This is a genomic window from Halorubrum rutilum, from assembly GCF_024494565.1.
The window spans coordinates 215,164-231,478 of record NZ_JANHDN010000003.1 but is presented as its reverse complement, the minus strand read 5'-3'; the positions used below and the strand labels follow the sequence as shown (position 1 = coordinate 231,478).

The 16,315-nt window shown below is 70.5% G+C and carries 12 protein-coding genes; 7 read left to right on the top strand and 5 right to left on the bottom strand.

What is annotated here, in order from left to right:
* Positions 1-8: 8 nt before the first annotated feature.
* Entirely contained in the window at positions 9-1,049 is a 1,041-nt protein-coding gene (locus tag NO900_RS07730; protein ID WP_256408645.1) for an NAD(P)-dependent alcohol dehydrogenase, read from the bottom strand.
* A 201-nt stretch (positions 1,050-1,250) separates the two neighbouring features.
* On the opposite strand from NO900_RS07730, the gene NO900_RS07725 reads away from it, so the two are divergent.
* A complete protein-coding gene (locus tag NO900_RS07725) occupies positions 1,251-3,401 on the top strand; it encodes a GH32 C-terminal domain-containing protein (protein WP_256408644.1) in 2,151 nt (716 codons plus the stop codon).
* Here the strand turns inward: NO900_RS07725 and NO900_RS07720 are convergent.
* Positions 3,395-4,765, bottom strand: coding sequence for a glycoside hydrolase family 68 protein (locus NO900_RS07720; protein WP_256408643.1), 1,371 nt, complete (start codon positions 4,763-4,765; stop codon positions 3,395-3,397). The genes NO900_RS07725 and NO900_RS07720 overlap by 7 nt on opposite strands.
* A 165-nt stretch (positions 4,766-4,930) precedes the next feature.
* Positions 4,931-5,758, bottom strand: coding sequence for a DUF8054 domain-containing protein (locus NO900_RS07715; RefSeq protein WP_256408642.1), 828 nt, complete (start codon positions 5,756-5,758; stop codon positions 4,931-4,933).
* 145 nt (positions 5,759-5,903) lie between these two features.
* On the opposite strand from NO900_RS07715, the gene NO900_RS07710 reads away from it, so the two are divergent.
* From NO900_RS07710 to NO900_RS07685, 6 genes are all read left to right on the top strand, one after another.
* A complete protein-coding gene (locus NO900_RS07710; protein ID WP_256408906.1) occupies positions 5,904-6,878 on the top strand; it encodes an aldo/keto reductase in 975 nt (324 codons plus the stop codon).
* A gap of 230 nt (positions 6,879-7,108) precedes the next feature.
* On the top strand, positions 7,109-8,536 hold the full coding sequence (locus tag NO900_RS07705; protein ID WP_256408641.1) for an extracellular solute-binding protein: 1,428 nt from the start codon (positions 7,109-7,111) through the stop codon (positions 8,534-8,536).
* 151 nt (positions 8,537-8,687) lie between these two features.
* Positions 8,688-9,692, top strand: coding sequence for a carbohydrate ABC transporter permease (locus tag NO900_RS07700; protein WP_256408640.1), 1,005 nt, complete (start codon positions 8,688-8,690; stop codon positions 9,690-9,692).
* A gap of 1 nt (position 9,693) precedes the next feature.
* A complete protein-coding gene (locus tag NO900_RS07695) occupies positions 9,694-10,671 on the top strand; it encodes a carbohydrate ABC transporter permease (RefSeq protein ID WP_256408639.1) in 978 nt (325 codons plus the stop codon).
* Positions 10,672-10,677: 6 nt separating this feature from the next.
* Positions 10,678-11,859: an ABC transporter ATP-binding protein gene (locus NO900_RS07690; RefSeq protein ID WP_256408638.1), complete on the top strand. Its 1,182-nt coding sequence runs from the start codon at positions 10,678-10,680 to the stop codon at positions 11,857-11,859.
* 37 nt (positions 11,860-11,896) lie between these two features.
* On the top strand, positions 11,897-12,835 hold the full coding sequence (locus NO900_RS07685; protein ID WP_256408637.1) for a carbohydrate kinase family protein: 939 nt from the start codon (positions 11,897-11,899) through the stop codon (positions 12,833-12,835).
* A 42-nt stretch (positions 12,836-12,877) separates the two neighbouring features.
* Here the strand turns inward: NO900_RS07685 and NO900_RS07680 are convergent, their stop codons facing one another.
* Both NO900_RS07680 and NO900_RS07675 read right to left on the bottom strand, forming a co-directional pair.
* Entirely contained in the window at positions 12,878-13,993 is a 1,116-nt protein-coding gene (locus tag NO900_RS07680; protein ID WP_256408636.1) for a TrmB family transcriptional regulator, read from the bottom strand.
* Between the two features lie 80 nt (positions 13,994-14,073).
* Positions 14,074-16,143, bottom strand: a complete 2,070-nt coding sequence (locus NO900_RS07675) for a beta-glucosidase (RefSeq protein WP_256408635.1) — start codon at positions 16,141-16,143, stop codon at positions 14,074-14,076.
* Positions 16,144-16,315 lie beyond the last annotated feature (172 nt).

Here is a 16,315-nt window from a genome sequence, read left to right as displayed (position 1 = left end):
CTATCGGATCACGGCGTGATCACGGCGCGCCCGTCGATCTCGCGGTGTTCGAGCTTCTCCGCGACCGTGTTCACGTCGCCGAGGTCGTACCGGCTGGTGTGGAGGTCGACGTCGCCCTGCTCGACGAGCGCGACGAGCTCCTGGAGCTCCGCGTACCGGCCGACGATGTTGCCGACGAAGGAGAACTCGCCGTTCACCAGCGCCTGCGCCGGCTCGTGGACGTGGCCGCCGTAGCCGATGATGTGGTGGTCGCCGCCGGCGGCGGTGATGTCGGGCGCGTACGCGGTCGTGACGTCCTCGCCGACGAAGTCGAGGACCTGCGCGGCCCCCGTCCCGTCGGTGATCCCCTCGATCTCGGCCGGGACGTCCGCCTCCGAGGGGTTGATCAGGTGGTCGGCGCCGTAGCCGTCGGCCAGGTCGAGCGCGGACTCCTTCAGGTCGACCGCGGTGATCCGGGCCGCGCTCATCGCGTCGAGGCACTGCAGGCCGATGTGGCCCAGCCCCCCGACGCCGATGACGACCGCGTGGTCGCCGGGGTTCAGGTCGGCGACCGCCTTCTTCGCGGCGTGGTACGCCGTGATCCCGGCGTCGGCGTGGGGCGCGATGTCGATCGGTTCGACGCCGGACGGCAGCGGGATCACCGAGCGCTCGCCCGTGTGGAGGTACTCGGCGAAGCCGCCGTCGACGGTGAGCCCGTTGAACGCGTCGTTCTCGCAGTACATCGTCTCGCCGAGCCGGCAGGGCCGGCAGGTGCCGCAGGTCTGGACCGGGTGGCAGATCACGGGGTCGCCCTCCGAGACGATCTCGACGTCCTCGCCCGTCTCGACGACGGTGCCGGCGTTCTCGTGGCCCAGCGTCATCGGGAGGTCCTGCGGGACGTACTCCTCCCACATCCCCTCGATGATGTGATTGTCCGTCTGACACCACCCCGCGCCCTCGACCTCGACGATCACGTCGCTCGCGCCCGTCGCGTGCGGTCGGTCTACCTCGTCGATCGTCAGCCCCTCGCTCATGTCGTCGGTGTACTCGTGGAGTCTGGCGGCTTGCATGTGACGTATTGTCTCACAGCCTCCGTCATAAACGTTCGTTATGGTACCGGCGATCCGTCCCGTCGAGTGGTTCCGAGCGTCGACGACTCGTCTCGTCGAGTGGTTCCGGGCGTCAACGACTCGTCCCGTCGCGGAGGGTTCCGCGCGCCCGTCTGACCCGGAGACGGTACGACTTTCACTCGGCACCGAATTGTATCCCACATGGCTGGCCACGGGACACGGGTCGGATTCGTCTGCGACGGTGCGCCGTCGGACGAACAGCGGGCGGCGTTGGCGTGGTTAGAGGAGCGGCCGGTCGACGCCGTGCGGGTTCCCCTCGCCGAGGTCGGCGAGGCGACGGACGGCTGCGACGTGTTGTGGTGGCACCGCGACGCGCCGCTCGGAGACGACCCCCTCTCGACGCGCTCGACGGACGCCGTCGACGCCTTCCTCGACGACGGCGGGGGGCTGCTGCTCACCCTTCGGGCGATGGCCGCCGTCGACGACCTCGGGATCGACCCGGTGGCCCCGGACGCCGTCGGCGTCGAGAGCGTCGCCGAGCCGACGGGCGTGCTCTGGCGGACGCTGTACGGCGACCACCGAGCGATCGCGGCGTTCGACTCGATCCGCGTTCCGACCTGCGACCGCGGGGCGGTCCCGACGGCCCGCTACGAGGCCGTCGTCCCCGCGCGCGGCGAGGTGCTCGCGTCGACCCTCCGCGGCGACCGGGACGTGCCGAACGAGATGACGGTCGTCTCGTGGGACCGCGGCGGCGGCGTCGTCGGCGTCGGCGCGCCGCTGGCGTTCGACGAGCCCGCCGACCCGTCCGTCGCCGACGCGCGCTCGGAGCTGGTCTCCGGGTGCCTGTCCGCGGTCGCCGCCGGCGACCAGCCCGGTCGCCCGAAGACGGCCGACGAGCTGACGGCGATGCGCCGGGCGTTCGCCGACGACTCCGCGCGGCCGCGCTATCACTTCACGCCGCCGGCGAACTGGCTGAACGACCCGAACGGCCTGATCCGCTGGGACGGGCGGTACCACCTGTTCTACCAGTACAACCCCGCGGGGCCGTTTCACAACGCCATCCACTGGGGCCACGCCGTCAGCGACGACCTGCTTCACTGGAGCGACGAGCCGATCGCGCTCGCGCCGTCGCCGGACGGCCCCGACCGGCACGGGTGTTGGTCGGGGTGCGCGGTCGACGACGGCGGGACGCCGACGGTCCTCTACACCGGCGGCGACGGGCGGTGGCAGCTCCCGTGTCTCGCGACGAGCGCGGACCCTGACCTCTCGGAGTGGGACAAGGACCCGGGCAACCCCGTCATCGAGGAGCCGCCGTCCGACCTCGACCTCCTCTCCACCGAGGACTGGGAGATCGAGTTCCGCGACCACGCGGTCTGGAGGGACGGCGACAGGTGGTACCAGCTCATCGGGAGCGGGATCGCCGACCGGGGCGGCACGGCCCTCCTGTACGCGTCGCCGGACCTCCGCGAGTGGACGTACGAGGGGCCGCTGCTGACCGGCGACGACGGCCACGGGGCCGTCTGGGAGTGTCCCGAGCTGCTGGACCTCGGCGATCGCTCGCTCCTTCACGTCTCCAACTACGAGGACGTCGTCTACTTCCTCGGGACGGTCGCGGACGGGGAGTTCGACGTCGCCCACCGCGGACTGCTCGACCACGGCGACTTCTACGCCCCGCAGTCGCTCCGGGACGGTGACCGACACCTGACGTGGGGGTGGCTCCCGGAGACGCGCGACGCGAGCGCGCAGTGGGAGTCCGGCTGGTCCGGGGCGCTCTCGCTCCCGCGGGTGCTCTCGCTCGGCGACGACGGCCGGCTCCGGCAGCGACCCGCGGCCGAGGTGGACCGGCTCCGGCGGCGCGATCTGCCCGCCGCGGTCCCGCCGGTCGTCGACGACGACCGCCACGCGCTGGAGGCGAGCGGCCGGACGCTGGAGGTCGAACTGGAGGTGTCGCTGGAGGACGCCTCGGCGTTCGAGCTCTCGGTGTTCGAGTCCGCGGACCGCGACGAGCGGACGGCGATCCGCTACACGCGGGAGAACGAGCTGACGGTCGACCGCGCGGCGTCGAGCCGGAAGGGAATCGGCGCGAGCGACGCACAACGGATGCCCGTGACGCCGTACGACGAGCCGCTGTCGCTCCGCGCGTTCCTCGACGGGTCGGTGATCGAGCTGTTCGCGAACGACCGGCACTGCCTCACGAGCCGGGTGTACCCCGACGCGGACAGCACGGGGCTGTCGGTGAGGGCCGAGGGGGGGCGGGCGACCGTCTCCGCCCTCAAGATCCGGGAGCTCGAACCCGCGATCACGCCGCCGACGCGACCCGCCTCGGCGGGGACCGACGCGGAGCCTCAGTAGCCGTTCCGCGGGTACCTGCCGGTGCGGTGTCGGTCCATCCGGGTGTCGGGGCGGTCCACGTACCCCTCGTCCGGGTCGACGTCGTCCGGCGGTCGATACCCGTCGGTGGCCGGGAGCTCCTCGCGCGCCGTGGGAATGTGCCAGTGGGCGAGCGTGCCGTGGATGCGCGTCCGGTCGTCGCCGACATCGAGCCTGAGCGTCGGACTCAGCGTGCCGCCGAACCGGCGTCGCTGTTCGGCCTCCGAGAGGTCCGCGATCCCGTCGAGCGACTCGCCGGCGAACTCGCGGTAGTTGTAGAAGCTCTGCACGAGCACCTCGTCGCGGTATGGGAACGCCATCCACGAGTACGCCTGGAAGGGGACTCCCGCCGGGTTGGCCACGACCAGCCCGGACCCGTTCAGCGGTTCGTACTCCCCGCGGAGCGAGTCGGCGACGAACCCGTAGAGGCCGTCGAAGCCGCGGAGCCCGGGCGCGAACGTGTGCATGTGGCTCGAAAAGAAGAGGTAGTATCGGTCGTCGCGGGCGACGACGTGGGGGCGTTCGAGCTCCTGGTTGACGCAGACGCCGTCGAGGAGGGGCGGTTCGAGCTCCCAGTCGAGGGGGTCGCCGCTCCGCGACGCCGCGACGCCGACGCTCCCGTTGAACTCCTGTTGGGCCTCGTCGCCGCCGCATCGCCCGCTGTCGGTCGGGACCGGCGTGTTCGCCTCGAACAGCAGGGTCGTCTCGCCGGTGTTCGGATCCTCGAAGAACCAGGGGTCGCGGAAGGTGTAGATCATCCCCCGCGACTGGTCCTCGCTCTCGTACCACTCCCCGTCCGGTTCGAGGAGGACCTCGTGGGTCCAGGGGCCCTCGCTCCGCACGCCGTCGTCGTCGGCCGCGAACCGGCCGCCGTGCCCGACGGCGATGCGCTGGTTGTAGTTCAGCTCCTCGGCCGACTCGTCGCCGGCGGCGGTGTAGTAGAGGTAGAGGTCGCCGTCGTCGTACAGCGCGGAGCCGGCCCACTGGCGCTGCCCGAGCGCGTCGGCGTCGAAGACGGGCTCGCCGCCGTGCCACTCGGTCCCGTTCCGGGAGTAGAAGAACCGGATCTCGGCGACGTCGTGACGCTTCCCGGGCAGCAGTTCCTCCGGGGCGGTCAGCGAGAAGAGCACCCGCCAGCCGTCGACCTCGGCGATCTCCCCGTGGCGGTCCCGAAGCAGCCACGTGTCCCAGATGTGGAGGTCCGCGGCGGGGTCCTCCGCGGGCGGTTCGATGACCGGCGCGACGGTCTCTGGCGTGCGCTCGATCCGCGCGGCCTGCGACCGCGTCCACCGCGGCGGCCGCCAGCCCTCCGCGTCGCGCCGGGCGCCGGCGTCGTTCTCAGTCATTTCGGTTACGGCCCCGTCCGTGGCAGGTTCACTTATTGGTCCCGGTCCGAGCTCCGCCGCGCCGCGTCCCCGCCCCTCTGCACGGTCGTCCGAGGGCGAGACCCCGTCCCCGCCCGTTCCGCCCGACGCGGGCTGCTCCGCCACGGTCGGGGGCGCCCGGCCGGCTCAGTCGAAGGTGTACAGCCGGACCTCGCAGTCCGGACAGGCGAGCGTCGGAGACGGCTCCTCGCCGGGACCGGTGTGACCGCCGCAACACGACATGTCCGTTCCCCGCTCCAGCGCGGCGCCGCAGTCGGGGCAGTCGTCGAGCAGCATCCGGTTCGTCCGGGCGGCCGCCAACCGGGTCCCGTCGTCCGAGAGGAACGACCCGGTCGCGCGGTAGCCGGCGACCTCGGCGATCGCCACCGGACGGGAGAGCCAGGTCTCGTCCACGACGCCGCCGCCCTCGGGCGAGAGCGCGACCCACTCGCCGTCGACCGCCCTCCCCTCGGCCGCCGGCGAGGCGTCGAGCGCGGCGCGGGCCAGCTCCGCCGTGGTCCGCTCCCGCAGCTCGTCCATCTCCGCGCGCCACCGCTCGTCGAACGCCGCGGTGGGGACGACGGTCCCGTCGTTTACTTCGAGGACGCCGCTCTCGACGAGGCGCGCGAGCAGGTCCTCGGGGTCGTCCGGACCGTCCGCGGTCCCGAGCGATCCCCCCTCGTTCGGAGGACTGCCCGTCCCCGCCGACGCCTCGTCGAACACCGCCGCTCCCCCGGGAAGCGCGGCGACGAGCGGCGGCGCGAACCGAGGCGTCCCCGGGACCAGATACCCCCGGAGCCAGACCAGCGCGAGGCCGCCTCCCGCGGCGGCGACGCCGACCAACGGGGCGACGGCAACGCCGAGTCCTCCGGCGCAGACGCCGACGAGCGCGACGTTCACGACCGTGCACGGCCAACAGCGGTTCTCGCCGGTGTGCTCGGGCCGGCGCAGTCGAGCCCCGAACGACGAACGCATCCCCGCGAGCTATCCGCCGTCGCGGTATCAACGTTGCGCCGGCGTCGCCTCCCGTCGGGGTCGTCGGAAGCGACGCTCTCCCGCGCGCCGGTCCAGCCGCGTGGTTTTTTTATCGCTCCCTCTGGTAGCGCGAGCGATGACCGACATGGAGTACACCACGCTCGGCGAGACGGGACTGGAGGTATCCCGGCTGGCGCTCGGGTGCATGAACTTCGGCACGGAGGAGCCGTGGATGATCCACGAGGAGTCGGAGTCGAGGGCGATCATCGACCGCGCGCTGGAGCTCGGGATCAACTTCCTCGACACGGCCAACGTCTACTCGCGCGGCGAGAGCGAGGAGATCGTCGGGCGGGCGATCGAGGGATACGACCGCTCGGAGCTGGTCGTCGCGACGAAGGTGTACCACCGGATGCGAGACGGACCGAACGGGCGCGGGCTCTCGCGGAAGCACGTCCTCGACCAGGCCGAGGCGTCGCTCGACCGGCTCGGGACCGACTACATCGACCTCTATCAGATCCACCGCTGGGACGACGACACGCCCGTCGAGGAGGTGCTCTCGGCGCTGGACCACCTCGTCGACGAGGGGCTGGTCCGCTACGTCGGGGCGAGCACGATGCCGGCGTGGAAGTTCGCCCGGGCGCTGTACGCCGCCGACGTCGAGAACCGCGAACGGTTCGTCTCGATGCAGCCGGAGTACAACGCCGTCGACAGGCACGAGGAGGCAAACGTGTTACCGGTGTGCGCCGCCGAGGGGATCGGCGTGCTCCCGTGGTCGCCGCTCGCGGGCGGCTTCTTGACGGGGAAGTACTCGCGGGACCAGCAGCCCGAGTCCGGGAGGGCGGCGACCGACGACTACACCGCGCGGCGGTTCACCGAGGAGAACTGGGCGGTGCTGGAGGCGGTCCGGGACATCGCCGACGCGAAGGGGGCGACGCCCGCGCAGGTGAGCCTCGCGTGGCTGCTGCACAAGGAGGTCGTCGACGCGCCCATCATCGGGCCGCGGAAGGCGGAGCACCTCGAAGAGAACGTCGGCGCGCTCGACGTCGAACTGACCGACGAGGAGCTGTCGCGGATCGAGGCCCCGATCACGCCGCGGTGGCCCGCCCCGGGAAAGGACTGATCCGAGGGGGATCGGCCCGGGAACGCGCGTCGATACCGCGTCCGACACCGGCCGATCGGCGGCGGGAACCGGTTGGTGGCGAGGGTCGATCGGCGGCGGGAACCGGTCGGTGGCGAAAACGGTCGGTCCTCTCCCCGTGTAGCGGCCGCCGTCCCCCGGTGGAATTTTCTTTACAACACCGGTTGTAAACCACCTTAATTATATTAATGATCGTTCCTCACGTACGCAGTATGTCTGGCAACGACAGCGAGACCGGCGTCTCACGGCGGCAATACATCACGGCAACCGGCGCGATCGGCGTGACCGGGCTAGCGGGCTGTTCCGGCGGCGGCGACGGGGGATCCGGCGGAACGACCGGCTCGTCGGGCGACGAGATCGGCGGGACGGTCACCGTCTTCTCCGGGCCGCAGTTCGTCGACGCCGGGTTCCCCGAGGTCCTGCACGAGGCGGGCGTGCCCGACTCGATCACGATCGAGATGACCCGGCCGCCGCAGGACACCGGCAGCAAGCAGCAGCAGCTCCGGACCGCGATCAACGCGGAGGAGTCCGACCCAGACCTGGTGTTGACGGACAACGGGTGGACGATCCCGTTCATCGTCCGCGGCGACCTGGTCAACCTCGAAGAGGAGATGGACGAGGAGTTCATCTCCCGCGTCAGAGAGGAGGGCGTCCAGTCGATGATCAACACGGGGACTCACCCCGAGACCGGCGACCTGTACTCGGTCCCGGTGTTCCCGGACTACCCGACCATCACCTACCGGAAGGACCTGTTCCGGGACGCGGGCTACGGCGACTCCGACTTCGAGACGTGGCGCGGGGAGCCGCCGACGTGGGGCGAGTTCTCGCAGATCGTCTCCGAGGTCATGAGCGGGGCCGACGTCGAGTACGGCCACCTCTGGCAGGGGAACAACTACGCCGGCCTGGCGTGCTGCACGTTCAACGAGTTCCTCACGAGCATGGGCGGCGCCTTCTTCGGCGGGCAGGACAACCTCTTCGGTCCGATCGGCGACCGCCCCGTCACCCTCGACACGGAGGAGTCGATCGACGGGGTCGAGGCCGCGGTCGACACCATCCACGGCACGGGGAGCGCCCCGATGGACATCGCGGCCATCTCCCCGCAGGAGGTGGCCGGCTGGTCCGAGCCCGACACGAAGAGCACCTTCGAGAGCGGGGCCGCGGTCACCCAGCGCAACTGGACCTACTCCATCGGCGGGGCCGAGACGGCCTTCGAGGGGACGGACATGGAGCTCGGCGTGATGCCGCTCCCGGCGGGCCCGAACGGCTCCTGGCACGCGCAGGGCGGATGGATCATGTCGATGAACCCCTTTACCGACAACATGGCGTCGGCGAAGGAAGTGATCAAGGCGTGGTGGGAGGACTCGGTCCTCGAGTACCAGTTCGACACGGCGAACTTCATGCCGCCGAAGCCGTCGCTGTACAGCTACGTCGAGCAGAGCGACACGTACGGGCCGTACTTCGAGGCGCTCCAGTACGCGGCGGAGAACCTCATCCCCCGGCCGACGACCTCGGTGTGGCCGAACCAGCGGAGCATCGTCGCCAACGAGGTCAACGCGGCGCTCCGCCAGGAGAAGAGCCCGCAGGAGGCGGCGGCGGCGATGCAAGAGCAGATCTCGGCGATAGAAGAGCAGTCGGGGTGACGACCGCCGACGAGTCGGCTCCCGGGGCGTCTCGCGTCTCCGGGAGGTGATCCGTATATAAAACAAACAATAATGATAAATATTCGCACGATATACAAGGGGTCGATGCTCGGACCACGACGGGCGATCGGACGCGGAGGTGGAGGTCGCCATGGCGACTGAACAGGGGCGGCCGGAGATCGCCGAGGGATCGGGCGGGGTCCTGACGCGGCTCGGGACGTGGACGGAGAACCTGAGCGAGCAGGCGTACGCGTACCTGCTGTTGGCTCCGGCGTTCGTCGTGCTGCTGCTGTTCGCGTTCTGGCCGCTGGCCTCGGCCGTCAGGATGTCGTTCTTCGCCGACGTGATCACCGGCGGCAACCTGGGGGAGTTCGTCGGGCTACAGAACTACGTCCAGCTGCTCACGAACACCAACGCGCTCGCGCCGGCGGCGTTCGTGGACCCCTCGTTCCAGACGCCGATCCTGGAGCAGGCGCTGTTCGTGACGGTCCTGTTCGCCGTGTTGAGCGTCACGGGCGAGACGCTGCTCGGGTTCCTCTACGCCATGCTGATGAAGGCCGAGTACAAGGGCCGGCGGCTCGTCCGGCTGCTCATCATCCTGCCGTGGGCGATCCCGATCGTCATCCAGGGGATGATCTTCTTCCTGCTGTTCCGGCCGGGGTACGGACTGCTGACCGAGCCCCTCCAGCAGCTCGGGATCTTCTCCCAGCTCCCGCTCAACACGACCTTCGACAGCTTCGTGATCGTGACGGTGGCGGACATCTGGAAGACCTCGGCGTTCATGGCCCTGCTGATCTTGGCGGGGTTGGAGAGCGTCAATCAGGACCTGTACGAGGTGGCCGACGTGATGGGCGCCTCCCGGTGGCAGCGGTTCCGCTACATCACGTTCCCGCTGGTGTTCCCGGTGTTGATGGTCGCGATGCTGTTCCGGACGATGGGCGCGCTGCGGGTGTACGGGATCATCGAGTCGACCACCGTCGGCTGCTCGACGGTCCCGTCGATGACCTGTCTCGTCACCCAGCTGATGTTCGGTTCGGCGACGCTGTACGGCTCCGCGGCCGCCGTGAGCGTGCTGATCGCCATCGTCGTCGGACTGTTCATCATGGTGTACCTGATATTCATCCGACAGAGCAACCAGAGCCTGGGGTTAGCGTAACATGAGCATCGACGCACGCAACCACGAAGACGCGGAAACGTTCGACGGATCGGGCGACGAAACGGGCGGCGACGGCGAGAACAAGTCCCGCGTCGGGCGGTGGGCCGACGACTGGATCCGAAACCCCGAGAAGGCGTACGCCGTGATGTTAGTGTTCCTCGGCGGGGTCCTGCTGACGACCTCGCTGTTCCCGCTGTACTGGCTGTTCAACGTCGCGATGGCGCCGCCGGGACAGACCGACATCCCGCTCGTCCCGACGACGATCGACCTGTCGGCGTTCGTGCAGGTGTTCGTGCAGGTCCCGTTCGCGCGGTTCATGTTCAACAGCCTGTTCTACGCGTTCACCGTGACGGTGTTCGTGCTCCTCGTCGGGAGCCTCGCCGGGTACGCGTTCGGGCGCCTGGAGTTCCGCGGGAAGACGCCGCTCCTCTTCTCGCTGTTGGTGCTCAGCTTCTTCCCGCCGGCGACGCTGTTCATCCCGCTGTTCCGGGCGTTCAACCAGCAGGTCCCGATGCTCGGGCTGTTCACCCTCCCGGTGGAGCTGTACGGGACGCCGGGCGCGGTCGTCACGCCGCTCAGCGCGTTCACGATGCCGCTGGCGATCTTCATCCTGACGACGTTCTACGGCCAGATCCCGGACGGGCTCGAAGAGGCGGCCAGGGTGGAGGGGACGACGCGGCTCGGCGCGCTGTTCCGCGTGATCATGCCGCTCTCGGCTCCCGGGGTCGCGACCGCCGGCATCCTCACCTTCATCACGGTGTACACGGAGTTCTTCTTCTCCTTTTTGATGACCGGCAACAGCGCCGCGGAGTGGGCGCCGGTGGTCGACGGCGTCATCGCGTTCCAGACGCAGTACACGGTCCGGTACGACCTCCAGGCGGCGGCGAGCCTGATCGCGATCGTTCCGGTCGCGATCCTCGTCGTCGTCGCACAGGACAAGATCATCAGCGGCCTCACGCAGGGCGCGCTCAAGGAGTGATACCACATGGCACGAGTCAAACTCACGGACGTCACGAAACAGTACGACGACGTAACGGCGGTCGACAACATGAACCTCGACCTGAAGGACGGCGAGTTCATCTGCCTCGTCGGTCCCTCGGGCTGCGGGAAGTCCACGACGCTCGAAACGGTCGCGGGGCTCACGAAGCCGACGTCGGGGGAGATCCTGATCGGCGACCGCGAGGTGACGAACCTCCCGCCGAAGGATCGCGGCATCGCGATGGTGTTCCAGAACATCGCGCTGTTCCCGCACATGGACGTGTACGACAACATCTCCTTCGGGCTCCGCCTGCGCGACTTCCCGAAAGAGGAGATGGACGAGCGCGTCGACGAGGCGGCGCGGGTCGTCCGGCTGCAGGGAATGCTCGACCGCATGCCGAGCGAGATGTCCGGCGGACAGCGCCAGCGCGTCGCGATCGCGCGGGCCATCGTCCGCGACCCGGACGTGTTCCTGATGGACGAGCCGCTGGCGAACCTCGACGCCAAGCTGCGCGTCAACATGCGGACCGAGCTCCAGCGGCTCCACAAGCAGCTGGACACGACGATCATCTACGTCACCCACAACCAGGCGGAGGCGATGACGATGTCCGACCGGATCGCGGTGCTCAACAAGGGCGAGCTCCAGCAGATCGCCCCGCCGCTCGTCTGTTACAACCAGCCGGCCAACCGGTTCGTCGCGGGCTTCATCGGGTCGCCGTCGATGAACTTCTTCGACGCGAGCGTCGGGGAGGACAGCCTCGACGCGAACGGCTACTCCGTCTCCTTCGACACCGCCGCGATCGACGGCGTGGGGACCGGCGACCCGGTCGAGGTCGGGATCCGTCCGGAGGACATCTACCTCACGGACAACAGCGCCGAGGCCGCGGACCCGAGCCGAGCGTTCTCGGTCGAGACCGACGTGCTCGAACCGATGGGCGACGAGATATTCGTCTACTTGAAACCGATCCTCGAATCGGTCGACGAGGAGACGGCCGACTTCGAGGAGCGACAGGGACTGCTGATGAGCGTCGACCCCGCGACCGACATCGGCGAGGAGGAGGACGTCGACGTCGTCTTCGACCGCGCTCGGATCCACCTGTTCGACGACCGGACCGGCGACGCGATCTCGCACGGCGTCGTCTCCGAGGCGGACATCGAAGCCGGCGAGGACGGCGTGCAGGCCGACTGAGCGTGCCGGTCGTCCCGCTCTCCACGCGTGGTGTCGCATGACGCGTGACGTCCTCGTCGCCGGCGAGACCCTGATCGATTTCATTCCGGACAGTCCCGGGTCGCTCGGCGACGTCGAGTCGTTCTCCCGACGGGCGGGCGGGGCGCCGGCCAACGTGGCGGTCGGCCTCGCGCGGCTCGACCGGACGCCGTGGTTCTGCACCGCGCTCGCCGACGACCCGTTCGGCGCGCACCTCGGGGACGTGCTCGACCGCGAGGGGATCCCGGACCGGTTCGTCACGGCCGTCCCCGACAGTCGGACGGCGCTGGCGTTCGTCTCGCACGGTCCCGACGCCGACCGGGAGTTCACCTTCTACCGCTCGGACACGGCCGACAGGCGCCTCGACACGAGCGTCGTCGACGACGAGACGCTCGAATCGGTCGACACCGTCGCCGTGGGCGGCGTCACGCTGACCGCCGAGCCGGCGCGATCGGCGACCTTCGACCTCGTCGAGCGGGCTCGGGCCCGAGGCTGCCGCGTCTTCTTCGACCCGAACGTCCGCCCCGAGCTGTGGGAGACCGACCCGGCCCCGACGGTCCGGCGGATGCTCTCGGCGACGGACGTCCTCAAGGCGACCCGCGAGGACCTCGACGGCGCCGGGCTCCCGGCCGCGCCGCGGGAGATCCTCGACGCCGGACCGGACGTGCTCCTCCTGACCGAGGGCAGCTCCGGCGCGCGCCTCGTCAGCGACGAGGGCGCCGCGTGGGGCGCCGGCGAGTGGTCGCATCCCGGCTACGAGGTGGGCGACGTGGTCGACACGACCGGCGCCGGCGACGCGTTCGCCGCGGGCGCGATCGCCGCGCTCACCGACGGCGCCGGTCCGGACGCGGTCCTCGCGTTCGCCAACGCGGTCGCCGCCCTCTCGACGACGCGGGGCGGCGGGATGACCGCGCTCCCCGACCGGGGGACGGTCGCGGAGCTGGTCGACGGGTCGTGACCCGGTCCCGGTCGGGGATCGACCTCGCGCCGCGGCCCGCGCTCACTCGCCGGGCTCCTCGGCGGTCGCCGTCCCCGCGCGCAGCGGCGGGTAGTCGTCGGCGCCCTCGATATCGGTGACGACGAGGCGGTTCGCTTCGAGGTCCTCGACGACGGCGTTCCAGCCGCCGACGCTGACCCGCTCCTCGCCGGTGTCGACGTCCAGCATGACCTGTCCGGCGACCTGCGGGTCCGACTCCTTCCCCTCCACGACGGACCGGACCCCCTCGACGGTACCCGTGATCGTCCGCGGCTCGCCGGCGTTCAGGTCCGTCCCCTCGATGCGGACGGTCATCGTCGCCCCGGACTCGATGATCGGCCGCGCCTCGCGCACCAGCTGGCGGATGTCGACGTACTCGATCGGCGGCGTCTCCCGGCGCTCGGTGTGTATCGGCGTCCCGTGCACCCACAGACACGTCATGAAGAACCAGTGGAAGACGAACGTGTACTCCTCGTCGTTGACGAGCACCCCGTACTGATTGACCGCGTCGGGGTGGTGCGAGAAACAGGCGCTCTGCCGGTCGACCGAGGCGACGAACGGCGCCGGCAGTCGCCGGTACCGCGCCTCCCGACAGAGTCCGGCCACCGACTCGGTCGGCGGCGGATCGCCGCCCGACTCCGTGTAGACGAGGAGGTGGACGACGACGCCGCGCTCGTGGGCCTCCCGCAGCGAGTCGCGAAGCCGTTCGAGGTGTTCGGGCGTCACGGAGAGGTACACGCGCGTCTCCGCCCGTTCGATGAACAGCCGCGCGCGGTCGATGACGGTCTGGAACTGCTTGACGATGCTCGCGCTGGACCGTTCGAGCGGCGGCTGCTCCCACCGCTCTTCGATCTCGTCCGCCGCGGTCTCGAACCGGTCCGCCCTGTTCCGGAGGTCGTCGAGGACCTCGGCGGGGCTGTGTGCGCGCGCCTTGAGGCTTCCCTGTTCGTACTTCTCGACGTACTCGCGCTCGGCCAGGGCGTCGATCACGTCGTAGACGCGCGCGTTCGGGACCCCGCTCGCGTCGGCGATGTCCGTCGCCGACGCGGTCCCCAGCTCGATGAGCGCGACGTACACCGCCGCCTGGTACGGCGACAGCCCCGCGTCTTCGAGCGTCTCAGTCAGCGAGTCCGTCTCCATGGCCGCCCCTACGCGGGTGACGACTAAGTATTGTCGCGCCGGGAGGCCGAGGGAGACGGCGGGCGCCGCCCCGCGGGCGGTCAGACCGAGACGTCGACCGCCGCGACGACGTCCCGCGACGAACGGCCGACGAAGAGCGCGTTCTCTCCCGTCGCGAGCGTCCAGCCGGCCCCCTCGTCGTAGTACTCGAACGCCGAGCGGTCGACCGACACCTCGACCGCGCGCCGCTCGCCGGCCTCGATCGTCGCCGCCTCGAACCCGACCAGTTCGCGTTTCGGCGTCGGCACCGGAGCGGCGGTCTTCCCGGCGTACACCTGGACGACGGCTTTCCCCCGGCGGTCCCCGGTGTTCTCGACGGGGACCGCGACGGCGAACCCGTCCGCGTCCTCGGTCACCGACGGCTCCCCGTAGGCGAACGCGGCGTACGAGAGCCCGTGGCCGAAGGGGAAGCGGGGGCGGACGCCGCGCTCGTCGAAGTACCGGTAGCCGACGAAGACGCCCTCGTCGTACCGGGCCACGCCGTCGACTCCCGGGAACGCCGCGTCGTCGCTCGTGGGGTAGTCGGCCGCGGTGCGCCCGAAGGTCACCGGGAGGCGTCCGCCGGGCTCGGCGTCGCCGAAGAGCAGGTCGGCGAGCGCCTCGCCGTCGGCCTGCCCGGGGTACCACGCTTCGAGCACGGCGTCGACCGCGTCCGCCCACGGCGTCTCGACGGGACCGCTCGTCCGGAGGACGACGACCGTCCGGTCGGCGACCCCGGCGACCGCCTCGATCAGGTCGTCCTGTCGGCCGGGGAGGGCGAGCCCCGGCCGGTCCCGGAACTCCGTCGCGTCGTCCTGGACGACGACGACGGCGCAGTCGGCCGCCGCGGCCGCGTCGACCGCGTCGTCGACGCTCGGGTCGGGCGCCGCGTCGCCGGTCCCCGCGTCGAACACCCGCGACTCCGACACCGGCTCGATCCCCCGTTCGACGGCGACCGAGACGTCCCTGGCCCCGATCCCCTCGACGGGGGAGGTCCGGACGAAGGGCGACACCTCCGAGGAGCCCCCGCCGCCGAGCTTGGCGGCGTCCGCGTTGGGGCCGATCACCGCGAGCGAGTCGACCCCGTCGAGCGGGAGCACGCCGTCGTTCCGGAGGAGGACCGCGCCCTCCGCGGCGATCTCGCGCGCGAGCCGCCGGTGTGCTGCCGTGTCGAGTTCGCCCTCCGGCCGGCTGCCGAACCGCCCGATCGAGGCCATGCCACGCAGGACCCGCCGGACCTTCTCGTCGACGACGGCCTCGTCGAGCTCGCCCGACTCGACGGCCTCGCGGAGTGGCTCGCCGAACAGCGCCGGCACGTCCGGGACCGGCGGCATCGCCTCGGACGCCTCGCCGAGGTCGACGTCGTCGGGAGCGAACGCCTCGGGGGAGATCCCGGGCATCTCGACGTCGAGGCCGGCGCGCGCCGCCCCGACGGTGCTCCGAGTGCCCCACCAGTCGGAGACGACGAAGCCGTCGAACCCCCACTCGCCCTTCAGCACGTCCGAGAGGAGGCGCTCGTGGTCGCTCATATGCGTCCCGTTGACCCGGTTGTACGCGGTCATCACCGACGTCACGTCCGCCTCCTCGACCGCCGCGCGGAACGCCGGCAGGTAGATCTCGCGGAGGGCCCGCTCGCCGACCGCCGCGCTGACCTCGTACCGGTCCGTCTCCTGGCTGTTCGCGACGTAGTGTTTGACCGTCGCGCCGACCCCCGCCGACTCGACGCCGTCGATCGCGGCGACGGCGGTCCGCGCGGTCAGGTGGGGGTCCTCGCCGTAGTACTCGAAGTTGCGCCCGCCCGTCGGCACCCGGGCGACGTTGACTCCGGGCGCGAGCACGACGTCTTGACCGTGGGCGGCCGCCTCCCTGCCGAGCGCTCGGCCGAAGCGACGGGCGAGCGAGGGCCGCCACGTCGCGCCGAGCGCGACCGAGGCGGGGAACGCCGTCGCGCGCCCCCCGTTCACCCGGACGCCGAGCGGTCCGTCGACGAGCGCCAGCGGCGGGATATCGACGCGGTCGACGCCGGGGAGGTAGCCCGTCGCCTTCCCCTCGGGGTCGACGGCACCGTGAACCAGCCGGAGCTTCTCGCCGAGCGTCAGCTCGTCGACGACGGCGTCGATCTCCCGTTCCATGCGCCCCGCCTTTTCACCGGACCTCCTTTGCTGTTTCCACGCGTTGCGGTGCGGAGACGACGGTGGCCGGAGCCGACACCCGACGGAGTCAATCGGGAAACGGGAAACCCGATCCGTAATTTACCTGAACAATCCTTATAGTTATGTGTGACCACTCCCCACGGCTACTCGT

Coding starts and splice junctions, on each gene's coding strand:
- NO900_RS07730 (WP_256408645.1), bottom strand. CDS start 1,049: ATGCAAGCCGCCAGACTCCACGAGTACACCGACGACATGAGCGAGGGG.
- NO900_RS07725 (WP_256408644.1), top strand. CDS start 1,251: ATGGCTGGCCACGGGACACGGGTCGGATTCGTCTGCGACGGTGCGCCG.
- NO900_RS07720 (WP_256408643.1), bottom strand. CDS start 4,765: ATGACTGAGAACGACGCCGGCGCCCGGCGCGACGCGGAGGGCTGGCGG.
- NO900_RS07715 (WP_256408642.1), bottom strand. CDS start 5,758: ATGCGTTCGTCGTTCGGGGCTCGACTGCGCCGGCCCGAGCACACCGGC.
- NO900_RS07710 (WP_256408906.1), top strand. CDS start 5,904: ATGGAGTACACCACGCTCGGCGAGACGGGACTGGAGGTATCCCGGCTG.
- NO900_RS07705 (WP_256408641.1), top strand. CDS start 7,109: ATGTCTGGCAACGACAGCGAGACCGGCGTCTCACGGCGGCAATACATC.
- NO900_RS07700 (WP_256408640.1), top strand. CDS start 8,688: ATGGCGACTGAACAGGGGCGGCCGGAGATCGCCGAGGGATCGGGCGGG.
- NO900_RS07695 (WP_256408639.1), top strand. CDS start 9,694: ATGAGCATCGACGCACGCAACCACGAAGACGCGGAAACGTTCGACGGA.
- NO900_RS07690 (WP_256408638.1), top strand. CDS start 10,678: ATGGCACGAGTCAAACTCACGGACGTCACGAAACAGTACGACGACGTA.
- NO900_RS07685 (WP_256408637.1), top strand. CDS start 11,897: ATGACGCGTGACGTCCTCGTCGCCGGCGAGACCCTGATCGATTTCATT.
- NO900_RS07680 (WP_256408636.1), bottom strand. CDS start 13,993: ATGGAGACGGACTCGCTGACTGAGACGCTCGAAGACGCGGGGCTGTCG.
- NO900_RS07675 (WP_256408635.1), bottom strand. CDS start 16,143: ATGGAACGGGAGATCGACGCCGTCGTCGACGAGCTGACGCTCGGCGAG.